This window comes from Ignatzschineria indica (genome assembly GCF_003121925.1).
In the GTDB taxonomy this organism is placed as follows: Bacteria; Pseudomonadota; Gammaproteobacteria; order Cardiobacteriales; family Wohlfahrtiimonadaceae; genus Ignatzschineria; species Ignatzschineria indica.
In genome coordinates this window covers 1,335,264-1,358,278 of the sequence record NZ_QEWR01000002.1, presented here as the reverse complement: position 1 = coordinate 1,358,278, position 23,015 = coordinate 1,335,264, and the positions used below count along the sequence as shown (strand labels likewise).

Here is a 23,015-nt window from a genome sequence, read left to right as displayed (position 1 = left end):
CTACAAGTGATTAGATCTCATGTTTATGGAGTAGATATGATGAGTGCAATTTTGTTAGCGCGGATCCAATTTGCGTTTACGGTCTCATTCCATATTATCTTTCCGGCAATTACAATTGGGCTAGGAATGTGGCTCGTTGTGCTAGAGGGACTCTGGTTGAAGACAAAAAAACCAGTCTATATGGATATTTATAATTTTTGGGTGAAGTTTTTTGCCGTTGCATTTTCAATGGGGGTTGTCTCAGGAGTGGTGATGGCCTTCCAGTTTGGTTCAAATTGGAGTGAGTTTTCTAAGTTTTCAGGATCGGTAACAGGACCTCTATTAATCTATGAAGTGATTACTGCATTCTTCTTAGAAGCGGGCTTCTTAGGAATTATGTTGTTTGGTCGGGATCGTGTTGGCCCTAAGATGCACTTTTTTGCAACAGCAATGGTTGCGATAGGAACTACATTCTCTGCTTATTGGATCTTAGTCTCTAACAGTTTTATGCAGACACCACCATCTCTTGAGTCAGGTGCGATTGAGATTGTTGATGGTGCTGTTGTTGTAAAAGATTGGTTAGCAATTCTTTTTAGCGCCTCTTTACCGATTCGTATGGTGCATATGTTAACTGCTGCGCTTTTGACGGCAACGTTAATCATTTCGGGAACAGCCGCTTGGCATCTCTTACGAGGTAATCGTAACGCAGCGGTTAAGAAGATGTTGAGCATGTCGTTAGTAACGCTCTTCTTTGTCTCTATCTTCCAAGTGGTTATCGGTGATATCCATGGGCTGAATGTTCGAGATCACCAGCCAACAAAATTAGCAGCGATCGAAGGGCATTGGGATGCAACGCCTGAAGGGGAGGGAACAGGTTTTATTCTCTTTGCAATTCCTAATCAAGAAGAGCAGAAGAACTATTTCTCCATTGAGATTCCCTATGCCGCAAGCCTTATTCTAACCCACTCATTAGATGGGAAAGTCGCGAATTTAAAAGCATTTCCTAAAGAGGATATTCCTCCTGTCGGTTGGGTCTTCTGGTCTTTCCGCGTGATGGTAGGATTAGGTTTCTTAATGGTGATTTTAGGAATTTGGGGTGTTTGGCAACGGCATAAGAAGACTCTGGGTGAGAAGAAAGGGTTGCTCCGCTTTGCATTATGGATGGGGCCTAGTGGTTTAATCTCAGTCTTAGCCGGTTGGTTTGTCACAGAGATTGGTCGTCAGCCTTGGTTGGTCTATAACATTATGCGCGTTACTGAGGGACACTCTTTTATACATACCGCAGGAGATTTAACGGTGTCATTAGCGCTCTTTGTGATTGCTTACCTCGTAGTCTTCTTATTTGGAGTGACGATCCTTTTCCGTATTTTGCGCAGAGGACCTCAAAGTTCTGATGTTGCTGTAGCTGAGCAGTAAGGAGTCAATAATGGATTACAATATGTTAGTTATCATCTGGGCAGGTATTATCCTATTGGGTGTAGCGATCTATGTCGTTCTAGATGGCTTTGACTTAGGGGTAGGAATGCTCTATCCCTTCGTGAAGAGTGAAGATGATCGAACGACGTTAATGAATAGTATCGGTCCGGTATGGGATGGAAATGAGACTTGGCTTATTTTGGGAGGCGCCGCACTTTTTGGAATCTTCCCGATCGCTTACTCTGTAGTGTTATCGGGCTTCTATATACCGGTGATACTCCTTTTGATGGCCTTGATTTTTAGGGGTGTTTCTTTTGAGTTTCGTGGACGTGTTTCTGAGCAACGCCGTAATTTTTGGAATAATGCCTTCTTTTTAGGGTCGCTCTTCGCAGGCTTCTTTCAAGGGGTGATCGCGGGCGCTTTAGTGCAAGGTTTTGATTTTATGCCGGCGGTAGATGCGATCAATGCACCAGAAGGATATGTCTCTAAAGGGGCATTAGATCTAGTTATGGCTGGTGGTATCTGGGCTTGGCTCTCACCATTTTCGATTGTTTCAGGATTGGGTCTCACCGCTTTTTATGCTCTATTAGGTTCAACCTGGGCGATTAAGAAGACTGAAGGAGCGTTACAGGCGCATATTCGAAGCTTAACGCGTAAGATTGCGCTGATCTTCTTCCTCCTAGCTACTATTATTTTGGTATGGACCTTAATGATTTGGCAAGAGCAGCTCTTTATGGCGGAAAATCTCTGGAAGGTCTATCTCTTTGGTGCGCTCTATTTTGTAGCGATTATTGTTGCCTTTATCTTGATGCGTTCAATTCAAAATCCGAATACCCATTGGCAACCCTTTATCTATTCGTTATTAATGGCTGTCTTAGGTGCTGGCGCGTTAGTGGGCTTCCTTCTTCCCTATATTGTTCCATTTCAGGTCACTATCTTTATGGCAGCGGCACCAGAGTCGACTCTAACCTTCTCTCTAGTCGGGGCGTTGATCTTTATTCCCCTCGTGCTGATCTATACCGGTTATATCTACTATGTTTTCAGAGGTAAGGTGCAAGGAGAGGGGTACTAAGATGGAACAGGAGAGAGAAGTGTTCAACGAGCTCAAGGGAAAGGTAGAAGCAGCTCAAGTATCTGCTAAAAAAGGGCAAGATAGAGAGCAAGGCGATACTCGAAATCATGGTAAGAAGAGATCATTGAAGTCGCAACTCTTCTGGATGATGGGTTTATGGCTCGGTGGCGTGATCTCTCTCTACCTCTTTGTAAAATTAGTGAAAGTGATTATGTCCCTTGTCGGTTTATATGCATCCCCCTAGAGATAAAACCGACAATTTACCCCTAAGGATCAATCCTCCTTAGGGGATTTTTTTGTCTCAATTTTAGGCTGTTGATAGTTGATAGTTGATTGGCCGGTCAGCTATTTATTTTTTGTACACATTGGAAGTGGTAAAAGTAGAGATAGATAAAGAGATAGAGATAGGTAAAGTAGATCTCTGAAACAGATATTTAGGATTGTATTAAGGATAGAGAGTAGATATAGAGAAACCCCTAGATGGCGGTGTTTGTGAGCACTTCCATCATAGGGGTTTTTGTCTACTTGAAGAGTATCGTTCGTTTGAAGTTTTAACTTTAACTCAACTTCTTGCTGCTTACTATTTCTGCATCTCTTTCTCATCTTCAACAACAGCGATCGCAAGCTCATCTAATTGTGCTTGGCTGATATGAGCTGGTGCTTCAGTTAAGAGACATGCGGCTGACTGTGTTTTCGGGAAAGCGATCACATCACGGATTGAACTTGCTTCTGCCATCAACATCACTAAACGGTCAAGTCCAAAGGCGATTCCCCCGTGAGGCGGTGCGCCATATTTAAGTGCATCAAGAAGGAAGCCAAATTTCTCTTCTGCTTCTGCTTTATCGATCCCGAGTAATTCAAAGACCTTCATCTGGACATCATGTTTGAAGATACGGATTGATCCGCCACCAAGCTCTGTGCCGTTGAGGACGAGGTCATAAGCGTTGGCAATAGAGTTTGCAGGATCGCTAAGTGACTCGATACCTGTTTTAGGCGTTGTGAAGGGATGGTGAACGGCAACATAACGTTTCGCCTCCTCATCATATTCAAACATCGGGAAGTCAACAACCCACATCGGCGCCCATTTACAGGTTAATAGGTTAAGATCCTTACCGATTTTCACGCGAAGCGCACCAATAGCATCATTGACGATAGTCGCTTTATCGGCACCAAAGAAGATGATGTCATTATTTTTAGCATTCGTTGCTTCAAGAAGTGCTGTAAGCGTTGCATCATCTAAGAATTTAACGATAGGGGATTGCAAGCCATCGCGGCCAGCGGCAACATCATTGACACGAATATAGGCAAGACCTTTCGCACCATAACGACCGACAAACTCAGTATACTCATCGATGTGACGACGGGTAAATTGATCCGATGCATTGGGAATATTGAGCGCAACCACACGACCATTTTCACGATTTGCTGCATCTTTGAAGACCTTAAACTCACATCCTTTCATCAATTCAGTGACTTCTGTGAATTCAAGAGGGATACGAAGATCTGGCTTATCAGAGCCAAAGCGAGCCATCGCCTCATGCCAAGTCATACGTGGGAAGTTATCGCCAAGATCAACATCGATTGACTCTTTAAATACATCGCGAATCATCTTCTCTGCAATATCCATAATTTGATCAGAAGAGAGGAATGATGTTTCGATATCCACCTGGGTAAATTCAGGCTGGCGATCTGCGCGAAGATCTTCATCGCGGAAGCAGCGAACGATCTGGTAGTAGCGATCAAAACCACTGACCATTAATAGTTGCTTAAAGAGTTGTGGACTCTGTGGAAGTGCAAAGAATTCACCATGATGAACACGTGAGGGAACGACGTAGTCGCGAGCTCCTTCTGGTGTTGCTTTTGTGAGGAAAGGTGTTTCAATATCGAGGAAGCCTTGCTCGTCAAGTGCTTTTCGAATATAGCGTGTTACTTTTGAACGTAACATAATATTTTGATGCATGCGCGTATCGCGAAGATCAAGATAGCGATATTTAAGGCGAACCTCTTCTGATGTTTTATCATCACCTAGTTGGAAAGGAAGTGGTGCTGCGCTATTGAGGATCTCTAAGCGTTTTGCAACGACTTCGATCTTGCCTGAAACAATATTAGGATTCACCATCCCTTCAGGACGAGCAATAACTTCACCCTCAATTTTGATAACAAATTCATTTCGAATCTTCTCTGCTTCTTCAAAAGGAGTTGTGAGATGTGCAGGGTCGATAACCACTTGCACGATTCCCTCTCTATCTCGAAGATCTACGAAAATAATTCCGCCATGGTCGCGGCGACGATGTACCCAGCCAGAGAGGGTAACCGTTTTATCGAGAAGCGCCTCGTTGACGAGTCCGCAGTAGTGTGATCGCATAATTGAAGTCCTTAAATATCAAATAGATTAAATAGTGGAGTCTTATTTTTGATAATAGATAGAACTCACACTATTTTTCACTGAAAATGAAATAACAAATTATACAATTATAGGGGATTTTAAGGAAGATTTCAGGAGAAGATCGAATTGATTTTTCTTTAACTTTCTACTTTAGAGTTCTCTCTAATGGCACCTGTTACTTTGAGCGCAACGTCATTGAATAGTTCGCTACCAGCTTCAAGATGAGCCCCCGAGTAAATTAGACGAATTTACCGCAGAGCCATCTTGAATAATAACCTAGGAACCTACGCCTTACAAACGTAGGTTCCTAGATCTGTAAGCCTATCTGGTCTCTTATTTTTCTTCTTCTTTTGAGACTTCGATACTACTTCACCATATCTACTAAACCGTGAGAGTATATTCTCTCTTTAGTTTAGTCCTCCTTTGAATGTGCCTAGATTGTGGTGATCTATTATTGATATTTTTTATCAATCTAAGCACAAAATTTTATTAAGCCGACACCTTTATGAGTATCAATTCTAATTAGAAAAAGCAAACATTAAATTATTTTTGGGACCATTTTTTTATCTTTACAAATAGAGTTTTGAGATAACTATCTGTTTTTAAGCATATTTTTAAAGATGTTTTTGATGCAGTTTCTGTTGCTATTTTTGATAGTGTAATAGTATGAAATCGAGCGCTCTTTAATCTCTTATTCTCTAAAGGAGATATGCGTAAAATAGGGAGGGAAAAGCAGCTCGTTAATGAGAAGATATGATATTGTTGATCTTTTAATTGAATGATTAGCTACAAGTAAGATCGGATTGACGAGAGAAACGGTTAGAATGTGAGGAGATAGCCGAAACTACTGAAATAACCGAAATGGCTGAATGGGTGAACAATTATATAACGGCTTAGGATATAACGACTTGGGTACATCGAGCGATAAGTTATAAGGTTTATTCATTGCTCATTTATGAATTATATATTATATAGTTATATAGTATATTGAGTGTTCGGTAATGAGTGGTCGTTAATGTTAACAGATGGTTAATCAAAGAAAAGCGTCTTTCAGTAGTGTTTGATGAGCTATTGAGATGGTAACTATTATATATTAGGGAAAATATCGGGAAGTGAGGATAGGATGGGCATTGAGTTATTAATATTTCTTTTTTTAGGCTGTATTATTGGTCTTATTTCGGGACTATTAGGCGTTGGTGGTGGAACGGTTGTTGTACCAACTGTTGTTTTCTTCTTAGTCTCGATCGGTGTTGATCCTGAATTGATTATGAAGGTTGCTTTAGGTACCTCTTTTGCTGTTGTTGGAATTACAAGCCTCTCTTCAGTTATTGCTCACCAAAGAAGAGGATCGGTGATGTGGGGAGTTGTTTTTCTGCTAGGGATCGGTGCAATTGTTGGGGTTTCTATTGGTAGCCTTGTTGTAAAGATGATGAATGATCTGATATTGCAGTTACTCTTCTGTATCTTCCTCGCTTATACAATTTACAATATGTTGCGTACAGCATCGAAGAAGGAGGCCGAGAGCGTCTCTCACTTTGCTAAGCCCCTCTTTATATTAGTAGGAGGGGTGATCGGTTTTGTCTCAAGTTTTGTTGGAATTGGTGGTGGTGTAATGATTGTGCCAGTCTTGAGCAAGATCGGCTATAAGATGAAAAATGCGATTGCATCCTCTTCGGCAGTTGGGATGATTATGGCAGCTGCGGGAGCAGGGAGCGCGATCTTTAATGGGATGAGCGTTGAAGGGGTACCAGAATCTTCTTTAGGTTTTGTCTACTATCCAGCTGTAATAGGGCTCTCTATTACTAGTGTGATCTTCGCTCCTATTGGTGCAAAGCTGGTCTATATCTTGCCAGTAAAGCGCATTCGTCAGATTTTGGCAGGTTTTTTATCGATTATTTTGGTAATCTTTATCTACAATAACTTTGTTTCATAGTTCTGTTTTTAATTCTACTTATAACTCAATTTATAACTCAATTTATAATCCTATTTGCTCAGCGGATCTTATCAGCTTCTCTGATAACTTAAGTATCTCAATAGGGATAAGTTTTATAGCTTGTAGATAAGAAGAGTGAATATAGAAAATGGCATAGAAGATGAGAAGCAGGAGCTAAATTCCTGCTTTTTTTGTATAATCGAGGGTCAATCGAGGTTGTCTTATACGCTTCTCGAACTTTTATCGAAGTTTTTATCGATCGCACAATTGCAGCATAGATTAATCAAAAGGTTTAATTTCACCCATGTCAAAAACATTTTTAGTCGTTGATGGTTCTAACTTTCTTTTCCGTGCATTTCATGCGCTACCGCCCCTTAAAAGCCCAGATGGACGACCGACGGGAGCGATTCGTGGTGTGATTAGTATGTTTGAAAAACTAGTGCGGGAATTTAAGCCAGATTATCTAGGGGTTATCTTTGATGCAAGTGGGAAGAGCTTTCGGAATGATCTCTTTGAAGATTATAAAGCACATCGACCACCAATGCCGGATGATCTGCGCGCGCAAATTGAGCCACTATATGAAATTATCGATCTGATGGGCTTTCCACGGATCTCTATTCCTGGAATTGAGGCGGATGATGTAATCGCTACCTTAGCAGTTGAAGCGAAAGCGAAGGGCTTGCGCACGATTATCGCTTCAAGTGATAAAGATCTTGCACAATTGGTAGAAGATGATGTGATTACAATGTATGACGGCATGAAAAATGAGATGTTAGGTCGGTCTGAGATCTTTGAGAAGTATGGTGTCTATCCTGAACAGGTTCGTGATTACTTAGCTTTGATGGGTGATAGTGCCGATAATATCCCGGGGATTCAAGGGGTCGGTCCTAAAACAGCTGCAAAGTGGATTCATGAGTGGGGTGATTTAGATGCAATTGTAGAAAATGCTGAAAAGATTAAAGGTAAGGTGGGTGAACGACTCAGAGATAGTTTAGATATTTTGAAGCTCTCTAAAGAGTTGACGACACTGCTCCTCAATGCGCCTTTACCTGTAAAGGTGGAGGATTTAACCCCCAATCCCCCTTTTATCGGGCGTTTGCGGGAGGTCTATCAAGATTTTGGATTCCGCCAGTTGCTCTTAGAGCTTGATCAAGCTGGTGGTGGAGAGAGCTTTGTTCCGCCTGTTGCACAATCGGTTGCAAGTGATCAAGTAGAGCTTGCCGCGCATTGGATTAATCCTACATTGCCGGCAAAAAAATCTTATCGAACCATTTTAGATCTAGCAGAGCTTGAACAGTATCTCTCCTTGATTCCTGAGACCGCGCTTTTAGCACTCGATACGGAGACTGATGGATTGGAATTTATGCGTTCTAATCTTGTGGGGCTCTCTCTTTCGGTAGCTCCGGGCAGTGCGATCTATATCCCCTTTAAACAGGCGGGAGTAGAAAGTCCATTGCAGATAGAGGAGGTGATGACGCGTTTAAAACCAATTTTAGAAGATGCAGAGATTCCTAAAGTTGGACAAAATATTAAGTTTGATTGGCATATCTTAAAGCGTCATGGTGTGGAGTTACGTGGAATTGTTGATGATACTATGCTTGCAAGTTATATCTATGATCCTACCGGGAACCGCCACAATATGGATGCATTAGCGGAGCTCTATTTAGGCTTTAAGACAACCCCTTTTGAAGAGATTGCCGGCAAAGGGCGTTCGCAGAAACGCTTTGATGAGATCGATATTGAGATCGCTAGCTTTTATGCTTGTGAAGATGCCGATATTACCTTGCAATTACAGCGAAGTATCTTACCGCGACTCCGCTCTGAGGTGACACAATATAAGGTCTATCAGGAGATAGAAGTTCCTTTAATCTCTGTTCTTGCAAAGATGGAACATGAAGGGATTTTAGTGGATGCTCAGCATTTAGAGAATTTAAGTGCCGAGTTTGGGGAGAATCTAGCGGAGCTTGAAGCGAAAGCATATGAGCTTGCCGGAGAAGAGTTTAATATGAGCTCATCGAAGCAGGTTGGAGAGATTCTCTTTGAAAAACTGGGACTGCCGGTGATTAAGAAGACACCTAAAGGGGCACCTTCAACGGCGGAAGATGTTTTACAAAAATTAGCAGAGGATTATCCTTTACCGAAAATTATTATTGAGTATCGTGAGTTTTCTAAACTCCGCTCAACTTATACTGACTCTCTTGTCGCTGAGATCAATCCTGATACCGGGCGCGTTCATACCTCTTTTAATCAGGCGCAGACAAGTACCGGGCGACTCTCATCTTCAAATCCCAACTTGCAAAATATTCCGATTCGGACAAAGGAAGGGCGCCGTATTCGGGAAGCTTTTATTGCTAAAGAGGGCTCAACTCTATTAGCCGCGGACTATTCACAAATTGAGCTCCGTTTAATGGCGCACTTCTCTCAAGATGAGATGATGTTAAAAGCATTTAATGAGGGGAAAGATATTCATGCGGCAACAGCAGCAGAGGTATTCGGTATTCCCTTAGAGAAGGTGACAGGGGCTGAGCGTAGAGCGGCAAAGGCAATTAACTTTGGCTTGATCTATGGTATGGGAGCTTTTGGTTTGGCGAAGCAGTTGGGGATCTCCCGTACCCAAGCGCAAGAGTATATTAGTCTCTATTTTAGTCGTTATACCGGCGTTTTAAATTATATGGAAGAGGCGAAAGAGAAGGCGAAAGAAAAAGGGTATGTAGAGACAGCTTTAGGACGTCGACTCTATCTTCCTGGAATTCATAGTAGCAATGCGATTGCGCGATCGGGGGCGGAACGTGTTGCCATTAATGCTCCCCTTCAAGGAACGGCCGCAGATATTATTAAGTTAGCGATGTTAAAGGTGGACCGATCTTTAGCGGAAAATCCTCATCTTTCAGCAAAAATGTTACTCCAGGTGCATGATGAGCTGATTTTAGAAACGCCTATTGAGCAGATGGAAGATGTCCGGGCATTATTAGTCGATGCAATGACCGATGTTCTTAAGCTTGATGTTCCGTTGATTGTTGAGGTAGGAAGCGGTAAAAACTGGGATGAGACTGCAGGATAATTGCAAAACTGTATCTCTTTTAAAGCGCGATAGCACTTTCGTGAGCCATTGTTGAAAACAGTATGTAGTTATCGAGGTTGTTGCGAGGATAGTAGACAGAAAGAAGGGGAAAGATTAGGCTTTCCCCTTTTTTGATGATTGTTTTAGTGATGCGCTTTTAGTGAGAGCTAAAAGAGATGGGGTAGTAATTTTTTAGGGATTACAAATCGTGCAGTTAATTGAGGATCAACTAATTGGCTGATTTCAACATCACAAGCGATGCTACCGAGCATCGTCGCCTCTTCTAGGGAGATTTTAAGTTTTTCCGCTAATTTTTGAACGCCGATATTAGTCGCTTCTGTAAGAGCATCATCAATTGTTTTACGTGAAACCAAAAAGGCAAAGCTCTCCTCGTTTTCAACAACAGGATGAGTAAGCTTTTGCTCTTTGATAAGATCGAGCGTGACAATAACCTCTCCAGCAACTTCAACGCCAGAGCCACCAATCTCCCCATCTCCCATCGCGGCATGCAGATCCCCCAAGGCAAAGAGCGCACCTTTAACAAAGATCGGGAGATAGAGCGTCGCGCCCTCTTTAATCAGCTTGGTATCCATGTTGCCACCATGTTCGGCTGGCGTACCTGTGGAGATAGGTTCATCTTTGGGAGCAACACCGATGACACCAATCATCGGATTGAGTGGAAGGATAATCTCATCACTAAAGTGAAGTTGTTGATTTCGGATGGGAATAATTTTTTGGGTCATCTCCGGCAGTGGGATCAGTCCAAATCCAGGACCAACGGCACAGACACCTTGATCTGCTACAGTAATTGAATCGATGCTCACTTTTAAAATATCGCCGGCTTCAGCTCCTTCAACAAAGATCGGTCCTGTAGCGGGATTGATTTGGTTCCAGTTAATATCGGCGAGGCGATGATCATCATCCACCTGATTGCTAAAGCAATCTTTTGTGATGATTTTGATCTGTTCACCTGCTCTCACGCGTAATTTGGGGGAATTGTTTTTATCAAATGCATAGATAGTGGCACTACTGCTACAAAGTTGTTTCATGATCTCTCCTCCTGAACCTTCCGATTAGTTTGATCTACTCGTTACGCAAATAATCAAGCAGCAATCATTGATGGTTAGTGATTGCTGATTAGCTGTTGATGTTTAAGACTCTATCAATATAGCAAGATTTAATCGGTTGTGTAGAAGAAGGCCTCTCTATTGTGGATAACTTTGAGGATAACTCAGGGAGAAGCTGTGCAGAGTGGCACTGAAATTCTAAAAGGTGGTCTGTGGATAACTCTGTGGAATCTGTGAGAACATTTGGGCGCTATTTTGTAAACGCCCATTTTTACTGGCTTTATAAGATCTTTTATCACGCTATTGGTCATTGAGATGTGGATAACTCTTGTGGATAAGCGTTCTTGAGGATAAGAGTTGCTAGAGGTTGCTAGAGATAGAAAAGCCCTTATACCCTTATATAGATACGGATACGGGTGTGGCATCTTCTTTTAAGAAGTGGATAAAACTATAGAAGAGGGAGATAGGAAGGGCATGGTTGCATAGAGAAAGATCGATAGGAGTGGGGATATTAAGTGAGGGTATTAGTGAGTGTATTAGATTAGAGACAATAAAAAAGCACTCTTCGATAAAATCGACGAGTGCTTCAAATCTCAAGGTTAAAGCTGAAACCTTATTTTAGATCATCTATTTTGGATCATAGTTAGAGTGATTTAAGTGTTGTAATCATCTCATTGACAACTTTCTGCGCATCACCATACACCATATCGGTATTATCGAGATAGAAGAGGTGATTTTCGATTCCAGAGAAGCCAGAGCCTTGTCCACGTTTAATGACAAAGACCTGTTTTGCCTGATCTGCATTGAGAATCGGCATGCCGTAGATCGGGCTAGACTTATCGGTACGAGCAACAGGGTTGACGACATCATTTGCTCCAATTACGAGAACAACATCAGTCTCTTTAAACTCATCATTGATCTCATCGAGATCGAAGATGCTCTCATAGGGGATGCCTGACTCAGCTAATAGAACATTCATATGTCCCGGCATTCTTCCTGCAACAGGGTGGATCGCAAAACGAACATCAACGCCACGTGATTCTAAGATCTTCACAAGCTCAGCGACTTTGTGTTGTGCTTGTGCTGCCGCTAAACCATATCCTGGGACAATAATAACGCGATCAGCATAAGCCATTGTCATTGCTGCATTGGCGGCATCGCTTTCAGTCATTGAGCCTTCGATATCACCTGCTTCACTTTGACTCTCACCAAAGTTAGAGAAGAGGACATTGCTTAAAGAGCGGTTCATTGCTTTTGCCATCAATAGTGTTAGAAGGGTTCCTGCCGCTCCCACAACAGTTCCGGCAATGATCAATCCACCATTATCAAGTGCAATTCCCTCAAAGGCGACCGCAATACCCGTTAATGCATTAAAGAGTGAGATAATTACCGGCATATCGGCTCCACCAATGGGAATCGCAATTAAGACCCCTAATGCTAGGGTAAATGCGAAGAAGAGGAAGAGCATAAAGTAGTGAGGTGCAGGCTCAGAGGCGAGAAGAATCGCTAATAAGAGTGCAAAACCGAAGAGAAAAAGGTTGATGATATTACGATTCTTATAACGAATTGTTGAAGTCATACGACCATCAAGTTTTGCCCAAGCAACCACCGATCCGGTGAAAGAGACAGCACCAATAAAACCCCCTAATGCAGCAAGAAGGAGTGTTCTTGAACTATCGTTTGCATCGGGCATTCCGATCTGTAGAAGTGCAATTGCACCAATGATTGCGGCTGCTCCACCACCAACGCCATTATAGATTGCGATCATCTGAGGCATGTCGGTCATCTCGACTTTAAGCGCCGAGCGTTTAGCAATGACAAAACCTATTCCAATCGCAATAATAATTAAGAGAAGATTTGTGAGGAATGCATGGTGTGTAATTGCGGGGTGAAATATGGTAATAACAACGGCTAATACCATCGCTAATCCACCATAATGAATTCCTTTACGTGCGGTAGAGGGGTGACTCATGCTTTTAAGTGAGTAGATAAAGACAATGGCTGCAATAAAGTAGCCAATATTAACTAAGAGAGATCCCATCTGTTATTTCTCCTCTTGTTTATTAGATTTGAACATTTCCAACATCCGATCAGTCACATAGTAGCCACCGACTGCGTTGATCGCACCGAAAACAACGGCGATAAAGGCAAGTGATGTTTGGAAGAAGCCATCAGCATGTCCGAGCGCAATCATCGCCCCAACAAGAATAATTCCGTGAATAAAGTTAGAGCCAGACATCAAAGGGGTATGCAAAATCGCAGGAACCCGAGAGATGACTTCAAATCCTAAAATAGCGGAAAGCACAACGATATAGAGCGCTGCAAATCCTGTTATCATAAAAATCTCCTTGAGCAATTAAGCTGAAATAAGGGTGCTAATACGATCGGAGATAATCTTACCTTCGTAAGTGATCAGAGAATCTTTGATCACTTCATCTTCGAGATTGAGATTAAATCCATCTTCAGTAATGAAAGGGGTAATAAGATTGTAGATATTTTGTGAGAACATCTCTGATGCATGGATAGCAACAGCAGAAGGTAAGTTGCGTGGGCCTGTAATAGTGACTTCCCCAACTTTGATAGTATCTCCAACTTTTGTTAATTCACAGTTGCCCCCTGTCTCCGCTGCCATATCGACAATAACAGCGCCAGGAAGCATCGATTCTACCATCTCTTTAGTTACAATAATGGGGGCTCTCTTTCCAGGGATAGCTGCTGTGGTTATAACCACATGTGCTTCTTTAACATGTTTGGCTAAAGCTGCAGCTTGTTGTGCGCGCTCCTCTTCCGTTAACTCACGGGCATAACCCCCTTCGCCGGCGGCATTGACACCGGTATCGACCAATTTTGCGCCGAGAGATTCTACCTGCTCTTTCGCATCAGGACGGATGTCGTAGGCTTCTACTTGAGCTCCTAATCTTCTTGCCGTTGCAATTGCTTGAAGGCCGGCAACTCCAGCTCCGATGACTAAAACTTTTGCAGGACGAATCGTTCCGGCAGCGGTAGTTAACATGGGAAAGAAGCGGGGCGAAAGATCTGCACCGATTAGGACACTTTGATATCCCGAGATCGTCGCTTGAGAGGAGAGTACATCCATACTTTGCGCACGAGTGATGCGAGGAATAAATTCTAGCGCTAAAGCATCAACCCCTTGTTTCGCAAAGAGCTCAATAAGAGAGAGGTTGTGATAAGGATCAAGAAGTGAGATTGAGAGAGAGCCAGGTTTAAACTTTTGAGTAATGGTCTTTGTTGGGGCATTAATTGAGAGAATAATCGCTTTCTCATCAAAAGAGGGGGGCTCTACAATCGCACCAGCCTCTTCGTAAGCTTCGTTACTAAAGTAGGCATTAAGGCCGGCATCAGGTGTAACAATCACCTTAAAACCTGCCTTTACAAGGCGTTCACAATTTTTGGGGTCGAGTGCTACACGCTTTTCTGGTGAGCTTGACTCTTTGAGGAGAATGATGGTTTTAATCATTTTTTAACTGCTCCCTTTACTGAATAAGAATAGTGATGTCTAAAAGAACATGTCATTTTTTATAGTAACATGAGTTTCGGGAAAGATCATTGTCTAGGCAGGGGGAAAGAGGGGCTATTTTCCTCTATCTAACTGAGATACTCGCTATCTCTTGTCATAGAGTCAGTTTTTGATTATTTTTCAATTTCTTTTGATGCTGATAATTTAGTATTTGCTATACTGTTTCCCTTAAAATGAGAGATCTTAGAATAAATTCTTGGATAAAGGGTTACCTGTGACCAATATTGATCAATTGAAAAAACCTTCTCCGAAAGAGAGTAAGAAGCCACGATTTATCTTCTTTAAACGACTCATCAGTTACAAATATTTTATACGCTTAGCAAAGAGAATTATCCCTTGGGCCTTTCTCTTAAGTGCGATATTTGCTGTTGTTGGACTCTATTACGGGCTATTTGATTCTCCTGTCGATTATCAGCAGGGAGATACCGTTCGGATTATGTATATCCACGTGCCTGCGGCGATCCTTTCATCGGGGCTCTATATGTTCATCGCCTTTATGAGTGTGATGTATCTGATATTTCGTATTAAACTCTTTCCTGTGATTGCGAGGGCGACGGCGGTTTTAGGGGCTGTCTATACCCTAATTACACTGGTAACAGGTGCTATCTGGGGTGCTCCGACATGGGGAACCTGGTGGGTTTGGGATGTACGTCTCACCTCCGTTTTGATCCTTTTCTTTCTCTATCTTGGCTATATTGGGCTCGATAGCGCATTTGAGGATCGGGAAAAGGCTAATATGGGGATCTCTATTTTAGCTATCATTGGTGTTGTGATTGTGCCGATTATTAAGGCTTCTGTTTATCTGTTTGCAACACTTCATCAGAAAAGTACACTCTTTGCATCGGGGGGACCGAGCTTAGATCCTGCAATGTTGAAACCTTTGATGTTGATGTTTATCGCTTATCTACTCTTTACCGTTGGTTATATTCTATTAAAGAGTACGCATCTTATCTATAAAGAGCAGTTATTGCAGGCATATACCCGGCAGTGATGATACATTGTGGGGCAGGGATGTCGATCTTTAGGGGATGATCGCTACAACTTAAAAATGAAGTAGAATTAAATTAAAAGTTGGGGTTATAAATAAATGGCTGAGTTTTTAAGTCTATTTGATATGGGCAAACATACAGTATATGTATGGAGTTGCTATGCTTTTGTCACGATCTGTCTATTCGGGCTGATCATCTCATTGATGGCAGAAGGACGAAATTTAAAACGAGCAATGAAAGCGGAGGGATTAGAGTAATGAGTCAAAAGCTTAATAGTAGGAAGCAGGGGAGCATTATGTCCCCAAGACAGAAGCAGCGTCTCTATGTGGTGATTGCAGTGATTATCGCTGCTTTTTTAATTATCGGTTTTGCGATGTTTGCATCACGAGATAATCTCAATCTCTACTACTCTCCTGAACAGGTTCATAACGGCGAAGCGCCTTTAGAGAAGACGATTCGTGTAGGAGGGCTTGTTGTACCAGGGTCTCTTCATAAAGGGGCTGAAACATTAGCGGTTGAGTTCGCGTTAGTTGATGGCTCTTCAGAGCAGATCATTGTCGCTTATGATGGAATTTTGCCTGACCTGTTCCGTGAAGGGCAGGGGATCATTGCAAAGGGGATGCTCGTTGAAGGTAATCAGTTTGTGGCAGATGAGATTCTTGCAAAACATGATGAAGAGTATATGCCGCCTGAAGTCGCTGCAACTTTAGAATCACAAGGTCATCCATTTAAAGAGAAAGATATCTAATTGTATCTATGGCGTTTTATCAATGTTGATCGATTTGTCATTGATAAAGCGCCTGACTCTTTTAGAATCAAAAGCTCTATAGAATTAGAATTAATATGTAAGGATTAATAATAACTATGCTTCCGTTGGGTCAGCTCGCGCTCTATATTGCGCTCGGTGTTTCTATAGCACTCTTTATCTTGCCGCTAGTCGGCATTAAGTTTCGTAATCCACAATTGATGTATAGTGCAAGGCCATTAACCATATGGCTTTTTGTGCTTGTGGCCTTCTCCTTTATCTATCTCGGTCATCTCTTTTGGATTAGTGATTTTAGCTTCTCCTATGTCTTTCAGAACTCCAATACCAAATTGCCGGGAATCTATAAAATTACCGCAATTTGGGGTGGGCATGAAGGTTCGATGTTGTTGTGGGTCTTAACCTTAGCGCTCTGGATGTTAGCGGTTGTTTTCTATACCCGCAAAATGCCTCTAGAACTTTCAGCCGCAACTTTAGCGGTTTTAGGGGGGATTACAGTAGGATTTATCGCGTTTTTAATCTTCACTTCCGACCCTTTTGCCCGTAATTTAACGCTCGATCTCTATGATGGACGCGATCTTAACCCCTTACTACAAGATGTTGGTTTAATCATTCATCCGCCACTTCTCTATATGGGATATGTTGGTTTTGCAGTTCCCTATGCATTTATGTGTGCGATCTTAATGACAGGGCATATCGATCGGCTCTCTGTCAGATGGGTGCGTCCTTGGGCATTAGCAGCTTGGGGATTCTTAACCTTAGGGATCACAGTTGGAAGTTGGTGGGCTTATTATGAGTTAGGCTGGGGCGGTTGGTGGTTCTGGGATCCAGTTGAAAATGCATCATTGATCCCTTGGATTTTAGGGGCAGCACTGCTTCACTCATTAGCAGCGACAGAAAAGCGTAAAGCTTTTACTCTCTGGACCGTTATTATTGCTATTTTAACCTTCTGCTTAAGTGTCTTAGGAACCTTCCTTGTACGTTCAGGTGTTTTAACCTCTGTTCACTCCTTTGCGGCAGATCCTTCGAGAGGACAATTTATCCTCTTCCTTCTTGGTATTATTACACTTTTTGCATTTCTATTATTGCTCTTTAGATCTTATAAAATTCGTCAAGAGTCGCATCTTAGCTTGATCTCAAAAGAGTCGGGAATTCTCTTTAATAATATCTTTCTTTCGGTGGCCTGCTTTGTTGTAGTCTTAGGGACGCTCTATCCATTGATCGTTGATATTTTGCAGATTGGTAAAATCTCGGTAGGAGAGGGATATTTCAATGAGTATCTTGTTCCTATCTCACTTTTACTTCTTGTTGTATTAGGTTTTACTCCGCTCCTTCGTTTTAAACAGGATTCCTTCTCCCGTATTAAGAAGCCCTTGAGTATTATGGCGCTTCTTTCACTCATTTTTGGTGTGGGGAGTAGTTATCTCTATGCCGGTCAATTGGATCCTTTAGTTGTGATCAGTCTGATTCTCAGCTATTGGGTCTTCTTTGGAATTCTCTTTGAGATCAAACTCAATGGACGTAAGAGTGATAACTTCTTCCAAGCGCTCAAACATCAATCATTATCACGTTGGGGAATGAATCTTGGGCATTTAGGATTAATTGTGACGATTGTAGGAATTACACTCACTTCTCACTATAGTGATGAGCAAGATCGTTTAGTCCGAGTGGGAGAGACTGTTCAGGTAAGAGAGTATGGTTTTGAGTTATTGGCGCTCGAAGATGTTCAGGGTTCAAACTATATTGGGACAAAAGGGATTATTCAGGTCTACCAAAATGGAAAGCCCTTACGCATGATGTATCCCGAGAAGAGAACCTATACCGTTAGCGGAATGCCGATTAGTGAAGTCGCTTTAAGACCCTCTCTTTTAGATGATCTTTATGTTGCTATGGCGGAGGAGCGCGCTGAAAATGCGTGGGCTATTCGTCTCTATGTCAAACCATTTGTTCGTTGGATCTGGCTAGGAGGTATCATTATCTCCATTGCCGCGTTACTTTCAATGCTTGACCGCCGTTACCGCATTGGGCGAAAGCAGCTTCAATCAACTGATAATATAGAAACTGTTCAATAGGAGGGATCGATGTTAAGAGCAATTATAGCTGGGATTGTAGTGGTTGTTGTAGGCTTTCTAATCTTTCTCTTTATGAGTTTAGAGAATGATGCGAGTTACCTCCCTTCAGCGTTGAAGGGGAAACCATTACCCCCTTTCAGTGCCTATGAGGTTGCAGCGCCTGGGAGTCAAGCGAGAATCTTAACAGATGAGGATATTCAAGGGCCTGCGCTTCTCAATATTTGGGCAACATGGTGTCCTACCTGTGAGGCAGAGCATGAGGCGCTTAAAGAGATTGGCGCAACAGGTGTTCCGATCTATGGTGTGGACTATAAAGATGACCCACAACTTGCTTACCGCTGGTTAAGAGATCTAGGGAACCCTTATATCTTTACCATTGCCGATGAGAGTGGCAAGATCGGTCTCAATTTAGGGGTCTATGGTGCGCCTGAGACCTACTTCTTAGATGCTGATAATGTGATTGTCTATCGACATGTGGGTGAGATGACAGTCGATCTATGGAACAATGAGCTCAAAGAGATCTATGAATCGAGCTTTAAGCGTAATGATCAAGAGAATCATACGAAGGGAGATCAGTAGTGAGATATCTATTTTCAATCATCACATTGGTTCTATTATTGACCTCAGGTTATAGTTTTGCCTCTGTCAATCTTTATGAGTTTAATAATCCTGTTGATGAGCGTCGTTTTCAGAGTTTAACGCGAGAATTACGTTGTCCAAAGTGTCAAAATCAGAATATTGCAGATTCCGATGCGCCGCTTGCACAAGATATGCGTGATTTGACTTACGATATGATTATTGATGGGCAAGCAGATGCACAGATTATCAGCTTTATGGTTGATCGTTATGGTGACTTTGTGATGTATAACCCACCGGTAAAACCGGTAACATGGTTGCTCTGGTTTAGCCCTTTTGTGTTGCTCTTATTGATCTTAGCGCTTGTTTTCTTGGCAAAGCGTCGCAAACCGGCTGTTGTAAAAGTGGCCGCGCCAAAAGAGTTAACGGCAGAAGATCAGGCACGATTAGATGAAATATTGACGAGAAAAGATAATTAAAATGACGGCACTAGGTATAACATACACACTCCTTTTCATCCTGATCTCGCTTCTATTTATAGGATTTGCCTTGTGGGGCAAGAGCGCAGGAAAATATCCACGACTTAAAGAGGTTTATCGCGATAAATATCTTGATGAGACAGAGACTCTCGATGATGATTTAGCACGTGGAAAGATCGATGAGGCGACTTATGAAGCAACAAAAGTGGAGCTTGCAAAAGATCTTTTAGCAGTTGCGCATCCTGATCGACCATTGACGCCGGCTCTTAAGTGGATCACCTTTCTTTTTGGTGGGGTGATTATTGCTTTTTCTGCACTCTACTTTTGGGCAGATGGCTACTCTGAGGATGCAAAGAATCTCGATAATCAGCGAGCAACGGCACTTCCTTATGTGAAGGCTTGGTTGGCGGCGACCTCTATTGAAGATCTTCAACGTGAGAGCAATCTGATGGATCTCAATCCTCCAGAGCCATTACAACAGAATCTGTTAGGAACGTTAGCAGCACTCAACTTAATGAGCTCAAGAGATCATCATACTGATCCTAAGGAGCTCAATCTTTTAGGGAAGATCTATCTTAATATGGATCAATTAGGTTTAGCAGAGAAGAGTTATCTCGATCTTTATCGCCTCGATCCTACCAATGATAATACCTACTATACGCTCTTAAATATTCAGCTAGCAAAGAATAATTATCAACTTGATAATCGTTTAGAGGCGCTTTTTGATCAATTTGTCTTAAATAATGCCACCAACGAAAGTCTACTTCTCTATTACGGAACAGTTCTATTTGAGAATCAGAAAGTTGATAAGGCGATGCACTTCTTCTCTATTTTAGCGGATCTCTATCCTGAGGATTCAGAGAATCGCCGCGTGATTTTAGCGATGATCGATACCTTAACAGGTCAAGGAACGAATCAGCCGGCAGAGACGATGACAACAGATCAGGTGACTCTTCCGGTCACAATCTCATTATCGGAAGAGATTGTGCAACAACTTCCGCAAGAGGCAGTACTCTTTATCTATCTAAGAGATCAACCTGTCGGACCACCGTTGGCGGCAAAACGTATTCCGCTTACGGCAATTGAGACCTTCCCATTAAGAGTAACGATGAGTGATCAAGATCTCTTAATGCCGGGATCGGCTTCTTTAGCGAGTAAGCATGATTTAAGTGCTTCAGCGAAGATTAGTCTCAATGGTGATCCTATCACTTCAGCCGGCGATATTGAATCGACAGCGGTCACGGTACCTGATCTCAATCAGGGGATTAATCTTCTTTTAGACCATATTGTGGAGTAGATTCTATGGTAGCGCCCTTTAACTTAGAGGTGGAAGCGCTCGGTGTAACGCGAAATTATCGACCGATCTTCAAGCCCTTTTCATTTAATTTAACAAATGGAGAGTCTCTCTATATTAAAGGGCGTAATGGCGCAGGGAAAACCACCTCATTACGGGTACTTGCCGGCATTAGTCAGCGCTATCAAGGCAACATTTACCTCGATCAAATAGAGCGAAGAGAGCTGCTTCATCACTACTCAAAAGAGATCTCTTATATCGGTCATCAGTTAAGTCTCAATCTTGATTTGACGGCGGTAGAGAATCTCTCTTTTTTATTGAAGCTACGTGGAAAACGGATTGCACGAGAGAAAATTTTAGAGGTGTTTTCACTCTTAGGTCTTCCATTAGAGGAGCGTCCTATCCGTTACTTTTCGGCAGGGCAGAAGAGACGTGTCGCCCTAGCAAGGCTCTGGCTCGAAGAGAGTGCTATTTGGATCTTAGATGAGCCCTTTACGGCACTCGATATCGATTCTATCGCCCTTCTTGAGCAGAAGATGAAGGCCCATTATCAAAGTGGTGGGGGGATTATCTTTACTTCGCATCAAGCGCCGGCAGAAGAGGTTGTCTCTAAAACATTAGTGATCGAGAGGTTTCGTGTAGATGCTTAATGTAGTGATCGATATTATTGTTAGAGATATTCGAGTTGCGATGCGTAATCGCTCCGAGATCTTTATGCCGCTCATCTTCTTCTTGATTATTATCTCGCTCTTTCCGTTAGGATTGGGGTTGGAAAATCAGAAGTTATTAAAGGCTGCTGCACCTGCAATTCTCTGGATTGCAGCACTTCTTTCAACGATTTTGGTCCTTGACCGAATCTTTAAAAATGATTTTGATGATGGCTCTTTAGAGCAGATGGCGATTAGTGGTGCGTCGCTCTATAGCATGATATTAGGTAAGATTATTGCGCATTGGTTGGTGACAGGACTCCCACTTGTGATCTTCTCACCGATTTTAGCAGTGATGTTAGGTTTTACCTTGTCAGAGTCGATCATGGTAGCGTTGATTCTCTTAGTGGGAACCCCGTTGTTGAGTTTTGTTGGGGCGATGTGTGTTGCGCTTTTAGTTGGGCTACGGCAAGCAGGCCTTCTTTTGAGCATTATTATCCTGCCACTCTATGTCCCTATTTTATTGATCGGTGTCCAACTGATCTCTCGTCTACAGGAGGGGCATTCTTTAAGTAGCTTGATGTTGATTCTAATTGGTGCTGATCTAGCTGCTCTCATTATTACCCCGATTGTGACCGCTTTTGCCATTAAAATGAGTTTAGATTAATCTAGGCCCATCAATCATCAATCATCAACCATCAGCCATCCAATCACTCATCCTGTTATCGAGGAGATTGGTGTGCTATCTCTATAAAGGCTTCTAGATAATCGATTTTTTGATCTGAAATTCGTGAGCCTAAAAAGATCTGTTTTGCGATTCCTTGCTCTCCGAGGCGAACCGGTATAATCGGTAATCGCTCGCAATACTCCTCAATCAACCAACGTGGAAGGGCTGCCACCCCGCGGCCGCTAGCAACCATCTGTAACATAATATCGGTAGTTTCAATCGTTTTGTGGCGTCTAGGTGTGATGCCTGCCGGCAGAAGAAATTGATTATAGATATCGAGTCGGCCAATATCGACAGGATAGCTAATTAATATCTCTTCGATGAGATCTTCAGGTTCTGCAAAGGGTGCTGTCGCTAGAGGATGATCATTAGCGACCACTAAAACCTGCTCATAATCGAAGACAGGATCGAAGCGTAAATTGGGTTTATAGAGGGGGTCGGGCGTCACTAATAGATCGATCTCATAACCGAGAAGTGCACCAATTCCCCCAAATTGAAACTTCTGTTTAACATCGACATCCACATCTGGCCAAGCGCTAAGATAGGGGGCAATAACTTTTAAAAGCCATTGGTAACAAGGGTGACACTCCATGCCGATCCGTAATGCGCCACGCTCCCCTTCGGCAAACTGTTTGAGGCGCTCTTCAGCGAGCATTAGCTGTGGAAGTACACGATTGGCAACAGAGAGTAGATAAGCCCCTGACTGTGTTAACTCTAAATGTCGCCCTTCTCGCCGCCAAATTTCAATTCCTAATCGTTCTTCAAGTTTGCGAATACTATGGCTGAGTGCCGATTGAGAGAGGTGGAGCGCTTTTGCGGCTGCGGTTAAAGAGCCTTGTTTATCGACCTGTTGCACAATAGTGAGGTGGATTCGTTCTAACATAATTTTAAAGGACCTCTTAGAGAAGCTAGGTAGAGTGGTAAAAGTGGGATATTCAGAACATCGATCTAATATCGATCTATAGAAGGGTTCTAGAGAAGAGTGTTATAGCTGAATTTAATATATGAGCAAAATT

Annotated in this window: 20 protein-coding genes; 14 read left to right on the top strand and 6 right to left on the bottom strand. The window is 42.5% G+C overall.

Annotation, left to right across the window (positions count from 1 at the left end; translation table 11 throughout):
* The first annotated feature begins 36 nt into the window (after positions 1 to 36).
* From DC082_RS05995 to DC082_RS10930, 3 genes are read left to right on the top strand one after another with little or no spacing between them, the layout of a single operon-like run.
* Positions 37 to 1,395, top strand: coding sequence for a cytochrome ubiquinol oxidase subunit I (locus DC082_RS05995; protein ID WP_229821608.1), 1,359 nt, complete (start codon positions 37 to 39; stop codon positions 1,393 to 1,395).
* A 10-nt stretch (positions 1,396 to 1,405) separates the two neighbouring features.
* Positions 1,406 to 2,467: a cytochrome d ubiquinol oxidase subunit II gene (gene cydB, locus DC082_RS05990; RefSeq protein ID WP_109236134.1), complete on the top strand. Its 1,062-nt coding sequence runs from the start codon at positions 1,406 to 1,408 to the stop codon at positions 2,465 to 2,467.
* 1 nt (position 2,468) lies between these two features.
* Positions 2,469 to 2,711 carry a hypothetical protein gene (locus DC082_RS10930; protein ID WP_229821606.1) on the top strand — a complete coding sequence of 81 codons (243 nt, stop codon included), beginning with the start codon at positions 2,469 to 2,471 and terminating at the stop codon, positions 2,709 to 2,711.
* 336 nt (positions 2,712 to 3,047) lie between these two features.
* Here the strand turns inward: DC082_RS10930 and aspS are convergent, their stop codons facing one another.
* Positions 3,048 to 4,832 (bottom strand): aspartate--tRNA ligase, encoded by a 1,785-nt coding sequence (aspS, locus tag DC082_RS05980; protein WP_094566584.1) that lies wholly within the window; start codon positions 4,830 to 4,832, stop codon positions 3,048 to 3,050.
* A gap of 1,144 nt (positions 4,833 to 5,976) precedes the next feature.
* Between aspS and DC082_RS05975 the strand changes: the two genes are divergently transcribed.
* Both DC082_RS05975 and polA read left to right on the top strand, forming a co-directional pair.
* Positions 5,977 to 6,786 carry a sulfite exporter TauE/SafE family protein gene (locus DC082_RS05975; protein WP_109236133.1) on the top strand — a complete coding sequence of 270 codons (810 nt, stop codon included), beginning with the start codon at positions 5,977 to 5,979 and terminating at the stop codon, positions 6,784 to 6,786.
* Between the two features lie 304 nt (positions 6,787 to 7,090).
* Complete coding sequence (gene polA / locus DC082_RS05970) at positions 7,091 to 9,847, top strand: DNA polymerase I (protein WP_109236132.1); 2,757 nt, start codon at positions 7,091 to 7,093, stop codon at positions 9,845 to 9,847.
* A 167-nt stretch (positions 9,848 to 10,014) separates the two neighbouring features.
* Here polA and DC082_RS05965 read toward each other — a convergent pair whose 3' ends face one another.
* From DC082_RS05965 to DC082_RS05950, 4 genes are all read right to left on the bottom strand, one after another.
* Positions 10,015 to 10,896: an acetamidase/formamidase family protein gene (locus tag DC082_RS05965; RefSeq protein ID WP_109236131.1), complete on the bottom strand. Its 882-nt coding sequence runs from the start codon at positions 10,894 to 10,896 to the stop codon at positions 10,015 to 10,017.
* 661 nt (positions 10,897 to 11,557) lie between these two features.
* Positions 11,558 to 12,955: an NAD(P)(+) transhydrogenase (Re/Si-specific) subunit beta gene (locus tag DC082_RS05960; RefSeq protein ID WP_109236130.1), complete on the bottom strand. Its 1,398-nt coding sequence runs from the start codon at positions 12,953 to 12,955 to the stop codon at positions 11,558 to 11,560.
* A gap of 3 nt (positions 12,956 to 12,958) precedes the next feature.
* Entirely contained in the window at positions 12,959 to 13,252 is a 294-nt protein-coding gene (locus DC082_RS05955) for an NAD(P) transhydrogenase subunit alpha part 2 (RefSeq protein ID WP_094566589.1), read from the bottom strand.
* A gap of 18 nt (positions 13,253 to 13,270) precedes the next feature.
* Entirely contained in the window at positions 13,271 to 14,392 is a 1,122-nt protein-coding gene (locus DC082_RS05950) for an NAD(P) transhydrogenase subunit alpha (RefSeq protein ID WP_109236129.1), read from the bottom strand.
* A 274-nt stretch (positions 14,393 to 14,666) separates the two neighbouring features.
* Here DC082_RS05950 and ccmC point away from each other — a divergent pair, with 274 nt between their 5' ends.
* The 9 genes from ccmC (at position 14,667) to ccmB (ending at position 21,939) form a co-directional block, all read left to right on the top strand.
* Positions 14,667 to 15,443 carry a heme ABC transporter permease CcmC gene (gene ccmC, locus DC082_RS05945; protein ID WP_229821604.1) on the top strand — a complete coding sequence of 259 codons (777 nt, stop codon included), beginning with the start codon at positions 14,667 to 14,669 and terminating at the stop codon, positions 15,441 to 15,443.
* Positions 15,444 to 15,539: 96 nt separating this feature from the next.
* Positions 15,540 to 15,698, top strand: coding sequence for a heme exporter protein CcmD (gene ccmD, locus DC082_RS05940; RefSeq protein WP_094566591.1), 159 nt, complete (start codon positions 15,540 to 15,542; stop codon positions 15,696 to 15,698).
* Positions 15,698 to 16,189 carry a cytochrome c maturation protein CcmE gene (gene ccmE / locus DC082_RS05935; RefSeq protein ID WP_229821602.1) on the top strand — a complete coding sequence of 164 codons (492 nt, stop codon included), beginning with the start codon at positions 15,698 to 15,700 and terminating at the stop codon, positions 16,187 to 16,189. The genes ccmD and ccmE overlap by 1 nt, the downstream gene beginning before the upstream one ends.
* A gap of 116 nt (positions 16,190 to 16,305) precedes the next feature.
* Positions 16,306 to 18,276 carry a heme lyase CcmF/NrfE family subunit gene (locus DC082_RS05930; RefSeq protein WP_109236128.1) on the top strand — a complete coding sequence of 657 codons (1,971 nt, stop codon included), beginning with the start codon at positions 16,306 to 16,308 and terminating at the stop codon, positions 18,274 to 18,276.
* 9 nt (positions 18,277 to 18,285) lie between these two features.
* Positions 18,286 to 18,855, top strand: a complete 570-nt coding sequence (locus DC082_RS05925; RefSeq protein WP_094566594.1) for a DsbE family thiol:disulfide interchange protein — start codon at positions 18,286 to 18,288, stop codon at positions 18,853 to 18,855.
* Positions 18,855 to 19,331: a cytochrome c-type biogenesis protein gene (locus DC082_RS05920; protein ID WP_094566595.1), complete on the top strand. Its 477-nt coding sequence runs from the start codon at positions 18,855 to 18,857 to the stop codon at positions 19,329 to 19,331. The genes DC082_RS05925 and DC082_RS05920 overlap by 1 nt, the downstream gene beginning before the upstream one ends.
* A 1-nt stretch (position 19,332) precedes the next feature.
* Positions 19,333 to 20,628, top strand: coding sequence for a c-type cytochrome biogenesis protein CcmI (ccmI, locus tag DC082_RS05915; RefSeq protein ID WP_109236127.1), 1,296 nt, complete (start codon positions 19,333 to 19,335; stop codon positions 20,626 to 20,628).
* 5 nt (positions 20,629 to 20,633) lie between these two features.
* A complete protein-coding gene (gene ccmA / locus DC082_RS05910) occupies positions 20,634 to 21,275 on the top strand; it encodes a cytochrome c biogenesis heme-transporting ATPase CcmA (protein ID WP_109236126.1) in 642 nt (213 codons plus the stop codon).
* Complete coding sequence (gene ccmB, locus DC082_RS05905) at positions 21,268 to 21,939, top strand: heme exporter protein CcmB (RefSeq protein WP_109236125.1); 672 nt, start codon at positions 21,268 to 21,270, stop codon at positions 21,937 to 21,939. Before ccmA ends, ccmB begins: the two co-directional genes overlap by 8 nt.
* Positions 21,940 to 21,994: 55 nt before the next feature.
* On the opposite strand, the gene DC082_RS05900 is transcribed toward ccmB, so the two are convergent.
* Positions 21,995 to 22,882 (bottom strand): LysR family transcriptional regulator, encoded by an 888-nt coding sequence (locus DC082_RS05900; RefSeq protein WP_109236124.1) that lies wholly within the window; start codon positions 22,880 to 22,882, stop codon positions 21,995 to 21,997.
* Between the last annotated feature and the right edge of the window lie 133 nt (positions 22,883 to 23,015).

Coding starts and splice junctions, on each gene's coding strand:
- ccmB (WP_109236125.1), top strand. CDS start 21,268: ATGCTTAATGTAGTGATCGATATTATTGTTAGAGATATTCGAGTTGCG.
- DC082_RS05975 (WP_109236133.1), top strand. CDS start 5,977: ATGGGCATTGAGTTATTAATATTTCTTTTTTTAGGCTGTATTATTGGT.
- DC082_RS05995 (WP_229821608.1), top strand. CDS start 37: ATGATGAGTGCAATTTTGTTAGCGCGGATCCAATTTGCGTTTACGGTC.
- cydB (WP_109236134.1), top strand. CDS start 1,406: ATGGATTACAATATGTTAGTTATCATCTGGGCAGGTATTATCCTATTG.
- aspS (WP_094566584.1), bottom strand. CDS start 4,832: ATGCGATCACACTACTGCGGACTCGTCAACGAGGCGCTTCTCGATAAA.
- DC082_RS05925 (WP_094566594.1), top strand. CDS start 18,286: ATGTTAAGAGCAATTATAGCTGGGATTGTAGTGGTTGTTGTAGGCTTT.
- DC082_RS10930 (WP_229821606.1), top strand. CDS start 2,469: ATGGAACAGGAGAGAGAAGTGTTCAACGAGCTCAAGGGAAAGGTAGAA.
- DC082_RS05965 (WP_109236131.1), bottom strand. CDS start 10,896: ATGAAACAACTTTGTAGCAGTAGTGCCACTATCTATGCATTTGATAAA.
- ccmA (WP_109236126.1), top strand. CDS start 20,634: ATGGTAGCGCCCTTTAACTTAGAGGTGGAAGCGCTCGGTGTAACGCGA.
- ccmE (WP_229821602.1), top strand. CDS start 15,698: ATGAGTCAAAAGCTTAATAGTAGGAAGCAGGGGAGCATTATGTCCCCA.
- DC082_RS05950 (WP_109236129.1), bottom strand. CDS start 14,392: ATGATTAAAACCATCATTCTCCTCAAAGAGTCAAGCTCACCAGAAAAG.
- ccmI (WP_109236127.1), top strand. CDS start 19,333: ATGACGGCACTAGGTATAACATACACACTCCTTTTCATCCTGATCTCG.
- polA (WP_109236132.1), top strand. CDS start 7,091: ATGTCAAAAACATTTTTAGTCGTTGATGGTTCTAACTTTCTTTTCCGT.
- DC082_RS05955 (WP_094566589.1), bottom strand. CDS start 13,252: ATGATAACAGGATTTGCAGCGCTCTATATCGTTGTGCTTTCCGCTATT.
- DC082_RS05900 (WP_109236124.1), bottom strand. CDS start 22,882: ATGTTAGAACGAATCCACCTCACTATTGTGCAACAGGTCGATAAACAA.
- DC082_RS05930 (WP_109236128.1), top strand. CDS start 16,306: ATGCTTCCGTTGGGTCAGCTCGCGCTCTATATTGCGCTCGGTGTTTCT.
- ccmD (WP_094566591.1), top strand. CDS start 15,540: ATGGCTGAGTTTTTAAGTCTATTTGATATGGGCAAACATACAGTATAT.
- DC082_RS05960 (WP_109236130.1), bottom strand. CDS start 12,955: ATGGGATCTCTCTTAGTTAATATTGGCTACTTTATTGCAGCCATTGTC.